The 17,813-nt window shown below is 70.8% G+C and carries 13 protein-coding genes; 2 read left to right on the forward strand and 11 right to left on the reverse strand.

The genetic code is table 11. The features are described 5' to 3' along the window. Positions 1–8: 8 nt before the first annotated feature. The 7 genes from ACIHIX_RS19760 to ACIHIX_RS19790 all read right to left on the reverse strand — a co-directional run bounded on the left by ACIHIX_RS19760 (position 9) and on the right by ACIHIX_RS19790 (position 9,703). Positions 9–3,830 (reverse strand): lipopolysaccharide biosynthesis protein, encoded by a 3,822-nt coding sequence (locus ACIHIX_RS19760; protein WP_399957558.1) that lies wholly within the window; start codon positions 3,828–3,830, stop codon positions 9–11. Next, a complete protein-coding gene (locus ACIHIX_RS19765) occupies positions 3,823–4,614 on the reverse strand; it encodes a polysaccharide deacetylase family protein (RefSeq protein ID WP_399957561.1) in 792 nt (263 codons plus the stop codon). The genes ACIHIX_RS19760 and ACIHIX_RS19765 overlap by 8 nt, the downstream gene beginning before the upstream one ends. Next, positions 4,611–5,597 (reverse strand): glycosyltransferase family 2 protein, encoded by a 987-nt coding sequence (locus ACIHIX_RS19770; protein ID WP_399957564.1) that lies wholly within the window; start codon positions 5,595–5,597, stop codon positions 4,611–4,613. The genes ACIHIX_RS19765 and ACIHIX_RS19770 overlap by 4 nt, the downstream gene beginning before the upstream one ends. Next, positions 5,594–6,415 carry a glycosyltransferase family 2 protein gene (locus ACIHIX_RS19775; RefSeq protein WP_399957568.1) on the reverse strand — a complete coding sequence of 274 codons (822 nt, stop codon included), beginning with the start codon at positions 6,413–6,415 and terminating at the stop codon, positions 5,594–5,596. Before ACIHIX_RS19775 ends, ACIHIX_RS19770 begins: the two co-directional genes overlap by 4 nt. A 376-nt stretch (positions 6,416–6,791) precedes the next feature. Continuing rightward, entirely contained in the window at positions 6,792–7,889 is a 1,098-nt protein-coding gene (locus tag ACIHIX_RS19780) for a GNAT family N-acetyltransferase (RefSeq protein WP_399957571.1), read from the reverse strand. Position 7,890: 1 nt separating this feature from the next. Beyond that, entirely contained in the window at positions 7,891–8,325 is a 435-nt protein-coding gene (locus ACIHIX_RS19785) for a hypothetical protein (RefSeq protein ID WP_399957574.1), read from the reverse strand. Positions 8,326–8,491: 166 nt separating this feature from the next. Further along, positions 8,492–9,703: a S8 family peptidase gene (locus tag ACIHIX_RS19790; RefSeq protein ID WP_399957577.1), complete on the reverse strand. Its 1,212-nt coding sequence runs from the start codon at positions 9,701–9,703 to the stop codon at positions 8,492–8,494. A gap of 316 nt (positions 9,704–10,019) precedes the next feature. Between ACIHIX_RS19790 and ACIHIX_RS19795 the strand changes: the two genes are divergently transcribed. Continuing rightward, positions 10,020–10,814 carry an SGNH/GDSL hydrolase family protein gene (locus ACIHIX_RS19795; protein ID WP_399957580.1) on the forward strand — a complete coding sequence of 265 codons (795 nt, stop codon included), beginning with the start codon at positions 10,020–10,022 and terminating at the stop codon, positions 10,812–10,814. A 3-nt stretch (positions 10,815–10,817) separates the two neighbouring features. On the opposite strand, the gene ACIHIX_RS19800 is transcribed toward ACIHIX_RS19795, so the two are convergent. The 4 genes from ACIHIX_RS19800 to ACIHIX_RS19815 all read right to left on the reverse strand — a co-directional run bounded on the left by ACIHIX_RS19800 (position 10,818) and on the right by ACIHIX_RS19815 (position 17,062). Next, positions 10,818–12,407: a serine/threonine-protein kinase gene (locus ACIHIX_RS19800; RefSeq protein ID WP_399957582.1), complete on the reverse strand. Its 1,590-nt coding sequence runs from the start codon at positions 12,405–12,407 to the stop codon at positions 10,818–10,820. An 84-nt stretch (positions 12,408–12,491) separates the two neighbouring features. Next, positions 12,492–14,048 (reverse strand): sulfite exporter TauE/SafE family protein, encoded by a 1,557-nt coding sequence (locus ACIHIX_RS19805; RefSeq protein WP_399957585.1) that lies wholly within the window; start codon positions 14,046–14,048, stop codon positions 12,492–12,494. Then, positions 14,045–15,514 (reverse strand): tetratricopeptide repeat protein, encoded by a 1,470-nt coding sequence (locus ACIHIX_RS19810; protein ID WP_399958558.1) that lies wholly within the window; start codon positions 15,512–15,514, stop codon positions 14,045–14,047. The genes ACIHIX_RS19805 and ACIHIX_RS19810 overlap by 4 nt, the downstream gene beginning before the upstream one ends. 12 nt (positions 15,515–15,526) lie before the next feature. Next, positions 15,527–17,062 (reverse strand): DUF4331 domain-containing protein, encoded by a 1,536-nt coding sequence (locus ACIHIX_RS19815; RefSeq protein WP_399957588.1) that lies wholly within the window; start codon positions 17,060–17,062, stop codon positions 15,527–15,529. A 208-nt stretch (positions 17,063–17,270) separates the two neighbouring features. On the opposite strand from ACIHIX_RS19815, the gene ACIHIX_RS19820 reads away from it, so the two are divergent. Then, positions 17,271–17,813 carry a sigma-70 family RNA polymerase sigma factor gene (locus ACIHIX_RS19820; protein ID WP_399957591.1) on the forward strand — a complete coding sequence of 181 codons (543 nt, stop codon included), beginning with the start codon at positions 17,271–17,273 and terminating at the stop codon, positions 17,811–17,813.

Consider the following 17,813-nt stretch of genomic DNA (forward strand, 5'->3'; position numbering starts at 1 on the left):
CTGAGACCTCACTTCATGGTCAGGAACCGCTGCACCAACGAGGCGAACAGCACCGCCAGCAGCGGCAGCGAGAACCAGAAGCTGCCCTGCAACCAGCGCAGTTGCCGCACCCCTGGCCGCACCGCGACCCGGACCAGCTCACGCGCGGTCAGCAGCACGATCAGCGCCAGCGCCGCGAGACCGCCCACCACCGACCACGGCGTCCAGGTCACCTGCGGCCCGATCGGACCCGGGTCCGCCTTCGCGACCTTGCCCGCGGGCTCCTTGGCCAGCGCGTACATGGTGACGTCCGCGTTGACGAAGACCTTCTTCAACTCCGCCCGCTTGTCCAGGTTCTCGATCAGCCGCGGCTGCCAGGACTTCGTGTAGCCGACGTCCATCTCCAGATACGTGACCTGACTGCGGTTGATCATCAGATACGAGTTCGGGCCCGCGTCCTTCAACGCCTTCACCAGGCTGGACACCAGCACCGGGTCGGTCGGCGCCAGCGTCGGCACATAGGAGACCTTCTCCATGTCCCGCGCGCCCCACGGCATCGCCGGTGTCACGTTGTCGACCGTGTCGTTGCTCAGCCACAGCAGCCTGACCGTCGGGTCGTCATGGGCGTACACGTACTCCATGGCGGCGACCTCGCCGGGCCGGATCCGCTCGAACGGCTCGTTGCCCCAACGGGCCACCAGGAAGCCGAACATGAGCAGCAGACCCGCCAGCACCGCGGCCATGGGCGCCAGACTCGCCCGGTCCTTGTCGCGTTCCTTCGCGGTGAGCCCGGTGCGCGGGAACAGGGCGAGCCCCATGAGCAGCGCGGCACCCGGCAGCGCGAACATGAAGACCCGCAGGGCCATCTCGCCGCCGTACGACTGCATGCCGAAGCCGAGGAACGGCACGAAGGTGAGGACGAGCAGGGAGCGCTCCCGGTAGTGGTGGTCGCGGCGGCGCCACCAGCCCCAGCAGGCGAAGGCCATCACACCGCCGGCGAGCAGCACCCGGGTGTAGAGGACGAGCTTGTGTGTGGAGCTGCCGCCCTCGATGCGGCCCGACACCGACGAGGACACGTTGCCGCCGACGCCGCCGACCCCGCCGAACAGGTCGTCGAAGTGCCCCGACCAGTACGGCTCGGCCATGAAGCCCACCCACACCGCCACCAGCACGGCGAACAGGATGGGCAGGCCGCGCAGTTCGGACTTGCCGATCAGGACCAGGGCCGCCAGCACGCCCAGCATCACGAACGGGGTGAGCTGGTGGGCCGGGACGCTCGCCGCGAACAGGCCTATGACCACCATGAGCAGGACGGCCCGCTGGCGCCTGTCGGTCGGCTCGACCTCCACCTCGCCGGGGCGCTTCCTCGTCCAGATCACACGCGGGGCACGGAAGTAGACGAGCAGGATCGCCGTGAAGACCAGATAGAGGAGGTAGGTGAAGCCCTGCGGGGAGAAGTAGTCCTGGCCGACCCAGCCGGACAGCACGAACACCCACAGACCGGTCCACTTGGCCTTCCAGCTCGCCCGCATCGAGCGCACCAGCAGGAACATCGGTGCCAGATAGAGGAGTTGGATGGCCAGCGGCCACCACCGGATGAGCTCGGTGAGGTCCGTGACCCCGCAGGCCTGGGCGACGAACGCGGCCGCCGCGAAGAACCCCGGCCAGCTCCAGCGCGCGTCCAGGTCGGGCACGGCCGACCCGGTCCGGTCGATGTAGTCGAGGAAGCCGAGGTGCTGCCAGGCGGTGGCGAACCGGGGTTCGGTCTCGATCACCGCGGGCAGCGCGTGCAGCGACACCACGGTCGCGAGCAGCGCGATCAGCAGCAGCGCCTTGTGCTCGCGGTCCAGCCACAGCAGCGAGCCGAAGGACAGCACGAGCAGAGCGGCGCCGACCAGGGTGGGCAACGGCAGCACCGAGATCAGCCCGAGCCCGCCCATCCGATCCAGGTCGGTCTCGCCGAGCCGCAGCGCGGGCACCCAGTAGAGCAGGAGCGCGGCGGTCAGCAGACAGCCGAGGATCACACCGACCCTGGTGGGGTGGAGCCGGTCACGCCAGGAGAGTTCGGGCGGCTCATCAGGTTCCGGTTCCTCGTCGGGCCTGCGCGGGCCCGCCCCGAGCCGTACGGTGCCCTCCTCCCGTACCGCCGTCTCGTACGGTTCGAACGGCGCGTCCACCTCCGGCTCCGATGTCTCCACCGGCCCGAGCGATGCCTCCGACCCCGGTTCCCGTGCCTCCACCGGCAGCCCCAGCTCGGGCAGTTTCTGCGCCCAGGTGGGCCGGTGCGGTTCCGGGCGGACGACGGGCATGCCGGTGGGCGGGGTGCCGGGACCCGGGCGGACATCCGGGCGGCGTTCCAGGTGGTCGAAGTCGACGTGGATGCCGAGGGCCAGGGTGTCCTGGTCGAGCGCCCAGGCGGGCCCGCGCCGACGGGCACCCGCCGGGGCCTCGCGCGCGCCCAGGTCGGCGAGGTCGCCGTCGGGTGCCGCGTCCTCGGGGACGGCGTCGCCGGGCGCGGCCCGGACGGTCCTGTACAGCTTCGGCGCGGCGATCGCCACGATCACCGCGAGCGAGGAGATCTCGGCGACACCGGCACCGGTCAGCCCCATCCGGGGGAGGAGGAGCAGCGTCAGACCGAGCACCAGGGCGCACAACAGGCCCTGCAACCAGGCGAGTCCCGCGGTGCGGCTCTGCGCGCGCAGGACCGCGAAGTACGTCTCCATGACGACCCGCAGCACCGCGCCGACCGCGAACCAGCGCAGCAGCGGGGTGGCCGCGTCGGCGTACCCCGAGCCGAAGACACCGAGGATCCAGGGCGCGCCGAAGAAGAGCACACCGGCCACCGGCAGCATGATCCGCGCCATCCGCCGGAGCGCCGCGCGGGTGTTGGACGCGAGCCGGGTCGGGTCGTGCGAGCCCTCGACGGTCAGCGAGGCGCCCATGTTGATGGCGAGCAGGTTGCAGGTGCCGCCGATGGTGGTGGTGATGTAGAAGTACGCGTTGTCCTCGGAGCTGACCTGCGAGGCCACGATCACCGGGACGAGATAGACCACGGCCAGCGAGAACAGCGAGCCCGTGTAGTCGCCCGCGAGGAACCTGCCGACCTCCCTGAGCGTCGGCGGCCGGGCGTGGTCCTCGGTGGCCTTCACATGCCGGGGCACCAGCCGCCGGAACACCAGCCAGCCCAGCGGCAGCACCGACACCGCGATCGCGGCGACCCAGGACACGAAGACACCGGCCGTCGGAATGGCCACCGCGAACGCGACCAGCAGCCCCAACTTCACCGCCGAGAACACGGTGTTGCCGAACGGCACCCAGATCGCGCTGCGCAGCCCGGTCAGCACCCCGTCCTGGAGGGTGAGCAGGTTCCAGGCGACGACAGCCGCGATGAAGCCGAGCCCGTTCACCGTCCCGTGCAGGAACCGGTACGAGGGCCCCCACGCGTCCAGCGTCAGCAGGAAGACACCCGCGGCGAGCGCCACCAGCACCGAACTGCCCGCGTAGGTACGGAAGATGAGCCGCCCGGTGGCGCGGCCGGAGACCGGTATGAAGCGGGCCAGGGCGCCGGTCAGGGTCACCGCGGTCAGGCCGGCGAGGAACTTCATCGCGGCGATCGCGGCGGAGCCCTGACCGACGGCGGACTCGGAGTAGTAGCGGGCCGCGGCCAGCCAGAAGCCGAGGCCGAGCACGGCGGAGATGCCCGTGTTCAGCATCAGGGCGTAGGCGTTGCGGAACAGCTGGCTGCCGCCGGACGAGCGCCCCAACCCGGGCAGGCGCAGCCGGCGCCCCGACTGCCCGGGCGCCTCGGTCACGGGCTCGGTCGTCTCGGTCGTGGTCGTCGTGTCAGACACGGGAACGGATGGCCTTCCGGCGGACCTGTCGTGCTCTTCGGACCATGGCGTATCCCTTGGTGAACGCGCGGTCCCGGGCGAAGGTGCGGGCGATGGCCCGGCCTTCGATCAAGCGCTGGAACTCCTCGACGCCGGTGCTGCGGCGCACGGTGACCCGCAGCAGCGCGTACGGCCCCTGCCGGCGCCGCGCCAGTGCGTTGCCGACGGCGAGGGCCTGGGCGTACCCCGTCTCGCGGACCTGCTCGCGGACCCGGCGGCTGGAGTAGCCGTAGGGGTAGGCGAACGAGGCCGGGGCGGTGCCGAGTTCGTCGGTGACGATCTCCTTGCAGAGGATCAGTTCGCGGCGCAGGGTGTCGTCGTCGAGCTGGTCGAGCTGCGGGTGGGTGTGGCTGTGCCCGCCGATCTCCACGCCCTCGGCGGCGAGTTCACGCACCTGCGGCCAGTCCAGCATGGTGTCCAGCGCGTTGCCGTTGTCGTGCGGGCCGCGCAGCCACGCGGTCGACACGAACAGGGTGGCGGCGAAGCCGTGCTTGGCGAGCACGGGCAGCGCGTGCCGATGGACGCCCTCGTAGCCGTCGTCGAAGGTGATCAGCACCGGACGCTCGGGCAGCGGGCGACCGTCGCGCCAGTGCGCTGCCAGCTGGGCCGTGGTGACCGGCGTGTGCCCCAGGTCGCCTATGAGGGCCATCTGTCGGTCGAAGGCCTCCGGCGTCACCGACAGCTCGCGAGTGGCGTCGTTCGGGTCGGCCGCGACGGCGTGGTACATCAGAATCGGCACGGTCATCCGGGTTCCCCCTCGATCGGCGCCACCTGGAACGTGGCGCCCCCCTTGCGCGCCCGTACGCTCCCCACCACGTACCCACCGGCCGCCGTCAGCACCCCCGCGACGATCGCGCCCGCACGCCCCGCGCCCCCCGGCCGGGCCAGCGCGGCGTCCCGCAGCCCGCGCGCCACCCCGGCGGGCAGCACCCGGGTGGCGTACCGGCGCTCGGACTCAAGTCCCTTGTCGGCACCGACACTTCGGGCCACCAGCGCCTTCGACAGACCCTCGGCGTAGGCACGCGTGCGGAAGTACCCGAAGTGCTCACGCGCCGCGGGCACGCGGTGGTGGATCACCGCGCGGTCGTCGATCAGGAGCACGGCGTCCGGCCTGGCCCGGGTGAGGCGGATGCACAGCTCCGTCTCCTCACAGCCCAGCGGCCGTTTGTCATCGTCGCGCCCGATGCCGGTGGCGAATCCGCCGGCCGCGTCGAACGCCGTACGCCGGAACGAGGCGTTGCCGCCCAGGACGTTGCGCACCCGCGTCAGACCCCGCGGCAGACCTCTGTAGGTGCAGCCCACCACCCAGTCGAACTCCTCCGGGAACCACGCGGGACGGCGCCCCGAGGCCCAGATCGGCAGCGTGCGCCCGCCGACGGCCATCACCTTCGGGTCGGCGTACCCGGCGGCGAAGTGGCGCAGCCAGTCGCGCTCGGCGACGGCGTCGTCGTCGAGGAAGGCGATCACCTCGCCGTACGAGGCGGCGATGCCGGTGTTGCGGCCGGCCGACAGACCGCGGGGGCCCGCGTTGGCGAGCACGCGCACGTCCGCGGCCTCTTTGTACTCCTTGGCCAGCCGGTCCAGGAGCGCCGGATTGTGGTCGACGACCAGCAGTGTCTCCCGCGCCGGACACGACTGCGCCCGCACCGAGGAGACCGCCGCGAGGATGTCCTCCCAGCGGTCCTCGGTGTAGACGCAGATCACGACGGAGATGTCGGGACCGCTCAAGACACCTCTCCCCGGACCGAGTCGAGCAGCGGGGAGTGATGGGCCTGACGGCGCAGCTCACGCCGGTTGGAGCGCTCGCCGAGGATCACCTTGAGCACCCGGAACCCGTCGCGCACGGCCCGCAGATTGCTCGCGCCGTGGATGCGGAGGTACTCGTAACTCGGTATCTCCTGCACCTTGAGCCCCGCCTTGACCACCCTGATGTTGATCAGGGTCTCGATCTCGAAGCCCGTGCAGTCGAGGTCGATCTTGTCGAGGCAGTGCCGCCAGAACGCGTTGTATCCGTAGCAGAGATCCGTGTAGCGGGCGCCGAACTTGCGGTTGACGATGGTGCACAGGGCCCAGTTGCCGAGCTTGCGGATGAAGGTCATGTCGTCCGTGCCGCCGCCGTTCGCGAAACGCGAACCCTTGGCGAAGTCCGCGCCCGAGACCAGGGCGGAGACATAGCTGAGGATCTCGTGCCCGTCGGCCGAGCCGTCCGCGTCGACCATCACGATGATGTCGCCGGTGCAGGCCTCGAACCCGGTGATCAGCGCGTCGCCCTTGCCCTTGCCGGACTGCCGGACGACCTTGACCTCCGGCCACAGCTCCCGGGCCACCTCGACGGTGTCGTCGGTGGAGTTGCCGTCCACCAGGACCACTTCGTGGATCCAGTCGGGCAGCGTCTTGAAGACGTACGGAAGATTCTCCGCCTCGTTCATGGCGGGGATCACGACACTCACCGGCGGTGCGATGGCCAGGTGAGTGGAGACAGGCCGGTACTTGCCGGCCGTGGACGGATCCTGGCCCGTTGCCGCCGGGCGCAGAACAGAGCTCATGAGTCTGGTTCCCTCTCGTCCGGTCGGACCGCCCGCCCCTGGGCGGCCCGGCTTCGTGTCCGGTTCGAAAGGGGGGTTTGTCACCTACGGCATGACGAAATGGATCTCCGAGCATGCCCGGGTGAGCTGGCATAGCTGGCCGACAGCCGAAAACGGCCGCCGGTCGCGCGGCACGACCCGGTCACCCAAGCGGTCACCGAGCACGGCACCCCCCTACCGCGCCCCGCGCCGGTCTGTCGCGGTCCTTGAGCCCTCCCCTAGTACCGCTGACGACGGACCGATGCGGGTGAGATGTACGACGGTATTGACGATTGAACCCGTATGGCAAGACCTGGAACCAGGCCTCACGTTTTTGTTGGTTTGACCGTTACGGAACCTATTGGTTGTACGAACGGAGCCTTCCCATTTTCTTGAGCATCCGGTCCGCCGGCGCGAACAGCTCCGGCCGGGACTGGACGGTGTTGCGCAGCGCCCGGACCGGGGCGCGGCGCGCCCGGTGCCCGATCGCGACCGGGTGACGCCGGGTCACCCACCCCTCCGACACGGTGATCTCCCGTGTCTTCAGGGAGTCCTTGTACTCCTTCTGCCCCCGGCCGAGATCGAGGTACGCGATCCCGTCGGCGGCGGCCGCCTCGGCCATCCGCAGATGCAGGACCAGCCCGGGGGAGTACTTCGCGTACTCCGGGTCGTACGCCGGGAACCAGCACGCGAGGATCCGCTCGGTGCGCAGCCCGAAGTGCGCCGCGATCGGTTGCTCGCCCGCGTAGAGCACCGACAGGATGCCCGCGAACGGCTCGGAACGGGTGTGGAACAGCTGCTGCACCAGCTGGCTGATCCAGTCGTGGGCGAAGCGGTCGCTGCGTCCGGTCCTGCGGTACTGCGCGGACTTCCAGCCCATCAGGGTGCGCAGCATCGCCGGATCGCGCTCGTCGTGGACGTAGCGCACCTCGCCGGCGTCCCGGCCGAGCCTGCGTTCCTTGGCGAGCGTGGTCCGGGTGAACTTCGGTGCCTGGGAGCGCAGATGACGCAGATAGACGGCGTACCCCTGGTCCACGTCCATGACCGGGGACGGGAAGCCGGCCCGGGCCCCCGCGGCGAACGGCTCCTGGCCCTGCACCAGGTGGTCGAACTCCCAGACGGCGAGCCCGCAGGCGCGCAGCAGGTCCTGTGCGTCCCAGTCGAAACCGGGCCGGTGCACCAGTCCCTGGGCGTCGGAGACGCCGAGGCCGACGGCCCGGCCGACCCCGGTGGCGCTGCGCTGGAACGGGAAGAACGCGGCCGGCTCCCCGTCCTCCCGCACGACCGCGATCCGCACGCCCCTGCGGCACCGGCCCACGGCGAGCGCGAACTCGGGGGACAGGAACGGGTTCGCCAGCTCGGGCGAGCCCTGCAGATGCGCCTTGGACTGAAGGGACGTCCACGCCGCCCGGTCGGCCGCGCTCAGCTCGCCGGGGCGGTACACACCGATGTCCACGTCAGCGAGTCCGTCCCGTCGTGGTACGGCCGCGCCGGCGTATCCGGAGCAGCAGCAGGAGCAGTGCGCTGATCGTGGTCACGGCCACGACGCCGCCCCGGTAGGACCAGCGGTGCACGGCGAGCATGCCCTGGGCCACCAGCATGTTGACGACGACCGAGCCGGCCAGGGCGGTGATCACCCGGGCGAGCGGCGCGAGGCCGTGCAGCGCGGCGGCGACGGCGACGGCGGGCGCCGCCAGCAGGAAGAACAGCGTGAACGGACCGCGCAGCGGCGAGTCGGAGCCGGTCAGCGCGAGGAGCGCGCCGAATCCGCCGACGGCCGTCGCGGCCCCCGCGAGCAGCGGCGACAGATCTCGCTCCGCGCCTCTCCCCGCCCCTGGTCGCGTGCCCTCGGCACGGTCCCTTGAAGATGTCCTGATACGTATGGTCTGCATTGGCGACTTTGCCCCCCGAAGCGCCGGATGCCGGGCTTCAATGTGACTCAGCCCCGTGGCGGCCGTCAAGAGCCGGAGGGCCCTGTGCGGGGGATGGTACGGACAAGCGGACAAGTGTTCCCCGGAGGCGGAAGTCGCCTCCGGGGAACGGCCGTTCAGGTGCGTGCTACGGGACGAGCTTCAGGAGCTTGTTGGGCGAGCCGGTGCCCGCGCTGGTGACCACGCCGGAGGTGGCGCCGTTCACCAGGGCCGAGGCGACCGTGGCCGGGGTGGCCGAGGTGTGGCCCGCGAGGTAGACGGCCGCGGCGCCCGCGACGTGCGGGGTGGCCATCGAGGTGCCGGAGAGCGTGGCGGTGGCGGTGTCGCTGGTGTTGTAGCCCGCGACGATCGACGAGCCCGGCGCGAAGATGTCCAGCGTGGAGCCGTAGTTCGAGTAGCTGGCCCGGGCGTCCGTGCTGGTGGTGGCGCCGACCGTGATCGCGGTGGCGACGCGGGCCGGGGAGTACGAGGAGGCGTTGGCGGAGCTGTTGCCCGCCGCGACCGCGTAGGTCACTCCGCTCGCGATGGAGTTGGCGACCGCCGTGTCCAGCGAGGTGGAGGCGGAGCCGCCGAGCGACATGTTGGCGACCGCCGGGGTGGTGTGGTTGTTGGTCACCCAGTTGATGCCCGCGATCACCCCGGCCGTGGTGCCCGAGCCGCTGTTGTCGAGCACCCGCACCGCCACGATGTTGGCCTTCTTGGCGACGCCGTAGGTGCTGCCCGCGATCGTGGTGGCCACATGGGTGCCGTGGCCGTTGCCGTCGGAGGCGGTGGTGTCGCCGTCGACCGCGTCGTAGCCGTACGAGGCACGGCCGCTGATCTGGGTGTGGGTGATGCGTACGCCGGTGTCGATGACGTAGACCGTCACGCCGCTGCCCGCGGTGTCCGGGTAGGTGTACGTGCCGGAAAGCGGAAGCGCGGCCTGGTCGATGCGGTCGAGGCCCCAGGGGGCGCTGGACTGCGTGGTGTCGGCGAGCTTGACGACCTGGTTCTGCTCGACGTGGGCCACGGCCGGGTCGGCCGCGAGTCTCCTGGCCTCGGTCGCGGAGAGGGTGGCCGAGTAGCCGTTGAGCACGGTGCCGAACGTCTTCCCGACCGTGCCGCCGTACTCCTTGACCAGGTTCTTGCCCGCGCTCGACGACGCCTTCAGGCCGGCGGATCCCGTCTTGAGCGTGACGATGTAACTGTCCTTGACCGCGGTGGGGGAGTCGGCGGCGAGGACCTTGCCCTCGGCCGGCGCGGCCTGGGCGGGAAGTGCGGTGAGCCCACCGACGAGGGCGGCGGTCGCCAGGCTGGTTATCGCGGCGAACCGGAGCTTCTTGCTACGCAGTTGTGCCATTACGAGGGAGTCCTCCTCATAGGCGACGCGCACCGGGGTCGGGCGCGCGTCAGTGGGGGGTGCGCGCGTGATCGCGCACACGACCCGGAACGTCGCGTTCCCGTCTCGGGCTGAGTAAAGAGTGGGTCATCTACGGGGGTTGCTCAAGGGAGTTGAGCACCCGTCAACAAACCTGTCATGCGCACGTAATCAAACACACTGCGAACACACAGGGTCGCGGTGTGTAAGCCCTGAAAAGTCTTGGCATGGACACTTCCCGTCAACACGCGTAGTTGCTACGACGGTTGTGGCAGAGATCCTGCTAAAGGGAGGTTCCATGAGACGTTCCCGACTTGCCGTATACGTCACCTCACTCCTCCTCGCCGCCGGCGCCGCGCTCTTCGGAGCGACCCCGGCCCAGGCGGCGACCGGCCCCTACGTGGCCCTCGGCGACTCCTATTCGTCCGGGGTCGGAGCCGGCAGCTACATCTCCTCCAGCGGCGACTGCAAACAGAGCACGAAGGCCTACCCCTACCTCTGGGCCGCCGCCAACTCACCCTCGTCGTTCAGCTTCAAGGCCTGCTCGGGCGCTCGAACGGGTGATGTTCTGGCGAACCAGCTCGGCACCCTCAGCACCGGCACCGCACTCGTCACCATCAGCATCGGCGGCAACGACGCCGGCTTCTCCGACGTCATGACCACCTGCGTCCTTCAGTCCGACAGCGCCTGTCTGTCCCGCATCAACACCGCCAAGGCGTACGTCGACTCGACGCTGCCCGGCCAGCTCGACAACGTCTACTCGGCGATCAGCAGCAAGGCCCCCAACGCCCATGTGGTCGTCCTCGGCTACCCGCGCTTCTACAAGCTCGGCACCACCTGCGTGGGCCTCTCCGAGACCAAGCGCTCGGCGATCAACGGCGCCGCGGACTACCTCGACGCCGCCGTCGCCAAGCGCGCCGCGAACCACGGCTTCACCTGGGGCGACGTCCGCTCCACTTTCACCAACCACGAGATCTGCTCCGGCAGTTCGTGGCTGAACAGCCTGAACTGGCTCAACATCGGCGAGTCGTACCACCCCACCGCGGCCGGCCAGTCCGGCGGCTATCTGCCCGTCCTGAACAGCGCGGCCTGAGCCCTACTCGGTAGGAGTGGGAGAGGGGGAGGCCCCGCCGGTCGGGGTCTCCGTCTCACAGGTCACCGAGAACGGCACCGAGTTGGACGTCGTCTTCGCGGGGTCGCGGACCTCGACACTGATCTCGTTCCGGTACGTCCCGCTGTCGTCGTACGTCGTCACGAACGCCGTGTCCTGCCTGGACTTCCCGCCCCCCTCCGGGAACGACAGCGTCTTCCACCCCTGGTCCATGACCTTCCCGTCCTTGGACTTCCAGCGGTACGTCACCTGCGCCGGCAGCCGGCCCACCGTGATCGTCGCCGTGAAGGAGGGCGCCTCGGCCTGCGCCGGCGGACAACTCCCCGCGTACTCCGTGTGGGCACCCGTCAGCACGGCCTGCACGGTCTGCGGCGGCGGTGCGCTGGTGGTGGGGGTGCTCGGACCGGACGAGGAGGGCGGCGGCGCCTCGGTGTCCTGGTCCGTCCTGCTCGGCGTGGTCCCGCCCCGGCTGGTGCTGCTGCCCGTGTTGGCGTCGCCAGCGCCGTCGTCCCGGTTGAGCAGCGCGTACGTCAGCCCCGCGATGGCCAGCGCCAGGGCCGCGAGCCCGGCGATCAGCACGACCGCGGCACGGCGGTTGCGGTCGGGGGGCTGGGGCTGCGGCGTTGTGGGGGTGGTGGGACCGGTGGGACGGGTGGGGATCGGCGCGGTCGGCGGCTCCTCGCGGTACCCGGCGGTCGTCGGTGCGTACGGGAAGGGAGCGGGTGGGAGCGCGTCCGTACGCAGGGTGCCCCCCGCCCCGACGATCCGCAGATCCTGCTCGGCACGGTCCGCGGACAGCCGCTCGGCCGGGTCCTTGCGCAACAGCCCCTCGATGACGGGGGCGAGCGGCCCGGCCCGGTGCGGCGGCGGCAGCTCGTCGTCGACGATCGCGCGCAGGGTGTTCAGCGGGGTGTTCTGACGGAACGGCGAGTTGCCCTCGACCGCCGCGTACAACAGCACACCCAGCGACCACAGGTCCGACTCCGGACCCGGCGTACGCCCCAACGCCCGCTCCGGCGCCAGGAACTCGGGCGAGCCGATCACCTCGCCGGTCATCGTCAGCGCGGAACTGCCCTCGACCATGGCGATACCGAAGTCGGTGAGTACCACTCGGCCGTCGTTCGACAGCAGCACGTTGGCCGGCTTCACGTCCCGGTGCAGTACCCCCGCCTCGTGCGCGGCCCGCAGCGCGGCGAGCACCTCGGCACCGATGTGCGCCGCCCGCTGCGGCGACAGCGGGCCCTCCGCGTCCAGGACATCGGCGAGCGACACGCCCCGGACCAGTTCCATGACGATCCAGGGCCGGCCGTCCTGCGTGGCCACGTCGTACACCGTCACCACGTTGCGGTTGGCGACCCGGGCGGCGGCCCACGCCTCCCGCTCCAGGCGGGCGTACATCCGCTCCACCTCGGACCCGGCCAGGCCGGCGGGCGCCCGCACCTCCTTGACGGCGACCTCGCGGTGCAGCACCTCGTCACGGGCGCGCCACACGGTTCCCATGCCACCCTCGCCGAGCGGGGACAGGAGGCGGTAGCGGCCGGCGATCACACGTTCACTGCCCGGTTCTTCGGACACGGGCGCCCCCTCTTCGCAGCAGGCGCGGCCTTCGCCGCGTTCGCGACTCCGCATGACTTCGCGTGATTTCTCCCCAAAAGTAGCTCAGCCGAGTGCGGATGCCGCCCCCTTGAGCACCAATCCAGCCCCGAGCGCCACGACGAGCAACGCCGACATCAGCGGCGCGTGGCGACGCACGAGGGCCGTGACCGGATGCGTGGTCCAGCGGGGGCGCCGGTCCAGCAGCCGATTCATCCCGGTACCCAGCCTGACGACGGCGAACCCCGCCGCGGTGAGCGTGAGGGCGAGTCCCACGCCGTACGCCACGACGAGCAGGAAGCCGAACCACGCCTGCCCGAGCGCCATCGCGCCCACGAGCACGACGACCGCGGAGGGGCTGGGGACGAGCCCGCCGGCGAAGCCGAGGAGGATCGTGCCGCGGAGGGTGGGGGCGATGGAGTGGCTGTGGGTGAAGCCACCGTGGGTGTGCGTGTGGGTATGCGCGTGCGAGTGATCGTGATCGTGGCCATGTTCATGTTCATGGCCATGAGAGTGGCCGTGGGGGTGGGCGCCGACCAGCGCCAACTCGCGCTTGGGGGCCGCGGCGGACACCTGCGCGTGCGCATGTCCGCGCTGGTGCCAGGCCCGTCGTACGAGGGTCAGGCCCGCCCCGATCACCAGCGCGCCGCTCGCGACGCCCAACCAGGTGATCACCGAGGGCGCCGCCCCCGAGCCCGCCGTGACCAGGAGGCCCAGCGCGACCACGCCGAGGGTGTGGGTGACCGTGACCGACGCGGCCAGGGGCATGACGTCCTTCAGGCGGGCCTTGCCGCCGCGGGCGGTGGCCACCGCGGCCATCAGGGTCTTGCCGTGGCCCGGGGCGAGGGCGTGCAGGGCGCCGAGAGCGACGGCGATGAGCAGGGCGAGGGCGGCGAAGCCCACGGTGAGGTCGTGGCGGGCGACCAGGGAGTCCAGCGCCCGCGTCCAGCGGTCGGCGCCGCGCGGGAGGACGGAGGCGGCGGGGGCGTCGGCACGGTCCTCGGCGAGGGCGGGGCCACCGGGGCGGACGCGCAGCGTCGCGGTGGTGGTGTCGGCGGGGGAGGAGAGCAACTCACCCGGATAGGTGGTCAGTTCGCGGGAGACCGAGGTCTTCGGTACGTCCGAGGCCGTCAGCGTCGTCCGGTCGCCGCGCGCGGTGATCTCCCGCCAGCCGGGGCCGGAGGCCGCGCCCGCGCTGCGGAAGCCCAGGGAAACGGCCGCGTCCTCGGGGAGCGGTGCCGTCAGTTCGCACTCCACGCGCAAGGTGTCCAGCCCGGCCTGACCGGGCCGTACCGCCGCCTTGCTGCTCCTGACGCTCAGGGTCGCCGCCCTGCCGTCGACCGTGACCTCGCTGCCTCTCGCCGCCGTCTCGCAGCGCTCCCGGGCCCATGCGCCCATGCCCAGCTTCTCGATGTCCGGCTTGGCCTGGGTCGCCGGGATCTCGGCGAGGTCCTCGACATGGTCGACCCGGAGCTGCCCGGGAGCGGTGACCAGTCCGTCGTAGCGGTTGACGGTGAAGTTGCCGAGGGGGTGCGCGCTCGCACCGCCGGAGGGGACGAGCACGAGCGCGCACACGGCCGTCAGGACGGCCGCACCGGAGGCGAACAGACGACGGGTCCTCACTTGGCCGCCTCCAGCGTCTTCAGTGCCTTACGGGCCTCGGCGGCGCCCAGGGGCGAGAAGCCGGGGTTCAGTTTCAGGGCCGCGGCGAGATGGGCGCGGGCGTCCTCGGCGTGGCCGGTGGCGCGCTCGATCATGCCGCGGTGGTAGAGGAACGCGGCGCTGCGGTACCCGGTGGCGGTGGCCTCGCGGGCGTAGGGCAGGGCTTCGGCGTCCTTGCCGTTGACGTGCAGGGCCCAGGCGAGGGCGTCCGCGGTGTGCACGGTGTGCCGGCGGGCCCACTCGGCGCGGGCCGCGCGCAGCGCCGCGGCCTTGTCGCCGTGGTCGGCGGCGGCGAGGGCGGTGTCGAGGTCGGCGTTGACGCCGTTGGCGCGGGCGAGGGCGGTCCAGGCGTCGACGAGGGCGTACTGGTCGTCGGCCTTCGCCCGCTCGCCCTCCCGCTCGTACAGCTCACCCAGCTCGACCAGCGGTCCCGGCAGCGGATAGCGGGCGACCACGTCCTCCATGTTCTTGAGGGCGGTGGCCCGGTCGCCGCTCGCGGCCTGCGCGCGGGCGCGTCCTTCGAGGGCGGGGATGTAGTCCTCGTCGGCGGCGAGCGCACGGGCGTAATAGGTGAGGGCCGACTTGTAGTCGCCCTGGTTCCAGGCGAGTTGGCCGAGCTGGGCGGCCACGTACGCCACGTCGCCCGGGGTGGTCGCGGAGCCGAGCGCCTGCTTCAGCACCCGCTCGGCGGTCGTGACGTCACCGCGCAGCTCCCGGACGTACGCGTACCGGGTGAAGACCGGGACGCCGGGCTTGCGGGCGTCGGCCGTGTCGGCGGCCTTCGCGGCGTCGGCGTAACGGCCGAGCTCGACAAGCGCGTCGACCCGCGAGGAGAGGGCCCGCTCGTTGTAGGGGTTCTGCTTCAGCACCTGGTCGGCGTACTTCAGGGCGTGGCCGAAGTCGTGCCGGGCCGCGGCGAGGGCGGCGCGCCCGGCGAGGGCCTGCTCGTTGTCCGGTTTCAGCTTCAACGACCGGTCCAGGGCCTTGTCGGCCTGCGGATAGCGGGAGGGGTCGCCCTTGGTGCGGGCCTGCTCGACATAGGCGAGGCCGAGGGTGGCCCAGCCGCCGTAGTCCTTCGGCTGGGAACGGAGATGGTCCTGGAGAGAGGCGATGCTCGTGTCGAGGTCTCCGTTGGAGAGCAGCGCCGGTGACATGGCGCTCGGCGCGGCGGCGGCACTCGTACCGCCGCCGTCCCGCAGGGCGCCGAAGGCGATGGACCCGCCGGTGAGCGCGATGGCCAACAGCACGGCGGAGCCGCTGAGTTGAACGATCCGCCCCCAGCGCCTTCCCGGCGGGTCGTCATGCGTTTGCGAGGCCATGCCCTCTCCTAGATATGTCGAACAGTGCGGCGCGACCCGCGCCGTGGGGGATGAGTACGCGCGGGTCGCGCCAGACAAGGGGATGTCAGCCGCAAGGGCCACTCGCAGCCGAGAGACGACCTAGTACGGCCGAGTCCTCATCCGCCGCCACCACATGAGGCCGGCGCCCACGAGGGCGATACCGGCTGCGCCCGCACCGGCGCTCGCGGCGATCAGCGTGGTGTCGTCCATGCCCCCGGAGGTCCCGGCCGGCTGCAACGCGTCACCGAGCTGGTTACGGACGTCGTTGCCACCACTCGTGCCCTTGGCCAGCGCACCCCGCGAACCCGCCGTCGGGTTGGCCAGGTACGGGAACGACTTGCCGAACTTCTTGTCGTTCTTGTCGACCGCGTCACCCAAGTCGTTCTTGGAACCGACCAGTTCACCCTCGACGACCTGGAGCGCCGCGTCGAGCACGTCGTCGGAGAGCCGACGCCCGTTCGGGAAGCCCGCGTTGTCGCCGTCGAGCACCCCGAGCCGCTTGGGATCATGCGTCGGCTTGATGGACGTGTTGAGGCGCAGCTCCTCCGCCGGCCGCACGTGCGGCGGCTGGTTGAGGCCCTCGACGCCCTTCAGGAAGACGTCGACCAGGTCGTTGCGAGGCTCGGCGGGCGCCTTGATCTTGTAGATCGCCTCGATGAGCTTCGGCAGCTCCGGGTTGGTCACGTTGTCCAGGAAGTCGGCGTCGTTCCAGGGCGCGGACGCGTTGAACTTGTCCTTGTCCTCGATGGGGTTGACGACCTCGTTCACCAACGGGTTGCCGAGGCGGGAGACCTGGGAGTAGTAGCCCTGGGCGTTCTTGCGCTGGGTCGTCGACCAGATGCCGACGATCGGCTGCTCCGCGGACTCCGTGATCATGTCCGTCGGCACCTGGAGGGCTATGGAGTTGACGTTGTAGCCCTTGAGCGTGTCCCGGCCGACCTCGGACAGGTTCCCGCCGTACAGCAGGTCGAAGACGCGCAGGTCCAGGAAGAACGGGTCGTCGGCCTGGCCGGCGAACGTCGTGGCGCCGCTGGACAGTTCGTGGATCGCCTCCTTGCGCAGCTTGCCGTAGTTCGGCATCGACGCCTTGCCGACGTTCGACGGGGCGACGGGCACGTCGTCGGCGAGCTTCGTCTTGGAGACGACCCTCTGGTTGTGGAGCTTGAACAGCTCCAGGTCGTACGACTGCGTGACGTTCAGGTCGGGGTCGTCGAGGCTCTCGACGGCACCGGTGTTGTAGAGGAACGTCTTCTTGTTCTTCGTGTGCGTCTTGAAGGTGTAGCGGAAGAGCAGCTCGCCCTGCGCGTCACCGTTGTTGTCGACGTGGATGTCGTACTGAGCGTCCTCGGCGAACGTGTAGAAGTTCGGGCCGCCCGCCGGGTCCTCGAAGGGGATCCAGTTGGCGATGATCGTCGTCGTGTCCGGCTTGTCCGGGCTGACGAAGGCGTACACGTCCGTGTTGTCGTACTGCGGGTCGCCCGAGATCAGCGGGGCCTCCCGGTGACTGGAGGCGGAGGCCGCCCCCGGTTCCAGCGTGGCCACGCCGGCGGCTGCGAGCCCCCCGGCGGCCAGCGCACCACATACGAGGGTCACAAGGCTCCTGCGCCCCGCACCGCTCTTGGAGATAGGTGTCATGCCGTCCGTCCTCAGTCCAACTTGCCTGACGCTGGGAGATTCGGAGCAGGGGGCGGGCCGGATTGGTCGAACCTGAAAACTTATTTCCTCGCAGCTCGACCCGCGTTTTCGACGTTCTGATCCGTAACCCCATCCGGAGGTGTGTTCGTTGCGAATACCTCGTGGGAAAGGACGACCCGGGTGCGGGTTCGCGGGAGGGGGAGACGAGTTGGAGGCGGACGAGCTTCTGGTACTCGTGGCCGGCGGTGACCAGAAGGCATTCGAGATGCTGTACGGACTGGTGTCCGGGCCGGTGTTCGGGCTCGTACGACGGGTCGTGCGCGATCCGGCGCAGTCCGAGGAGGTGGCTCAGGAAGTGCTGCTCGAACTCTGGCGCTCCGCCGCGCGGTTCGACCCCGGCCGGGGCAGCGCCCTGTCCTGGGTCCTCACCCTCGCCCACCGGCGGGCCGTGGACCGGGTGCGCAGCGCCCGCGCGGCCGGCGAGCGCGAGCAGCGGGAGGCCCGCCGGGCCCACCACACCGCCTTCGACCAGGTGACCGAGGAGGTCGAGGCGGGACTCGAACGCGAGTGGGTGCGCCGCTGCCTGGATCGGCTGACCGACCTCCAGCGCCAGTCCGTCACCCTCGCCTACTACGACGGCTACACGTACCGTGAAGTGGCCGAGCGGCTCTCGCTGCCGCTGGGCACCGTCAAGACCCGGATGCGCGACGGACTGACCCGGCTGCGCGAGTGCCTGGGAGGTGTGGCGTGA

Origin of the sequence: Streptomyces sp. NPDC051913 (assembly GCF_044593635.1) — a bacterium.
Taxonomy (GTDB): domain Bacteria; phylum Actinomycetota; class Actinomycetes; order Streptomycetales; family Streptomycetaceae; genus Streptomyces.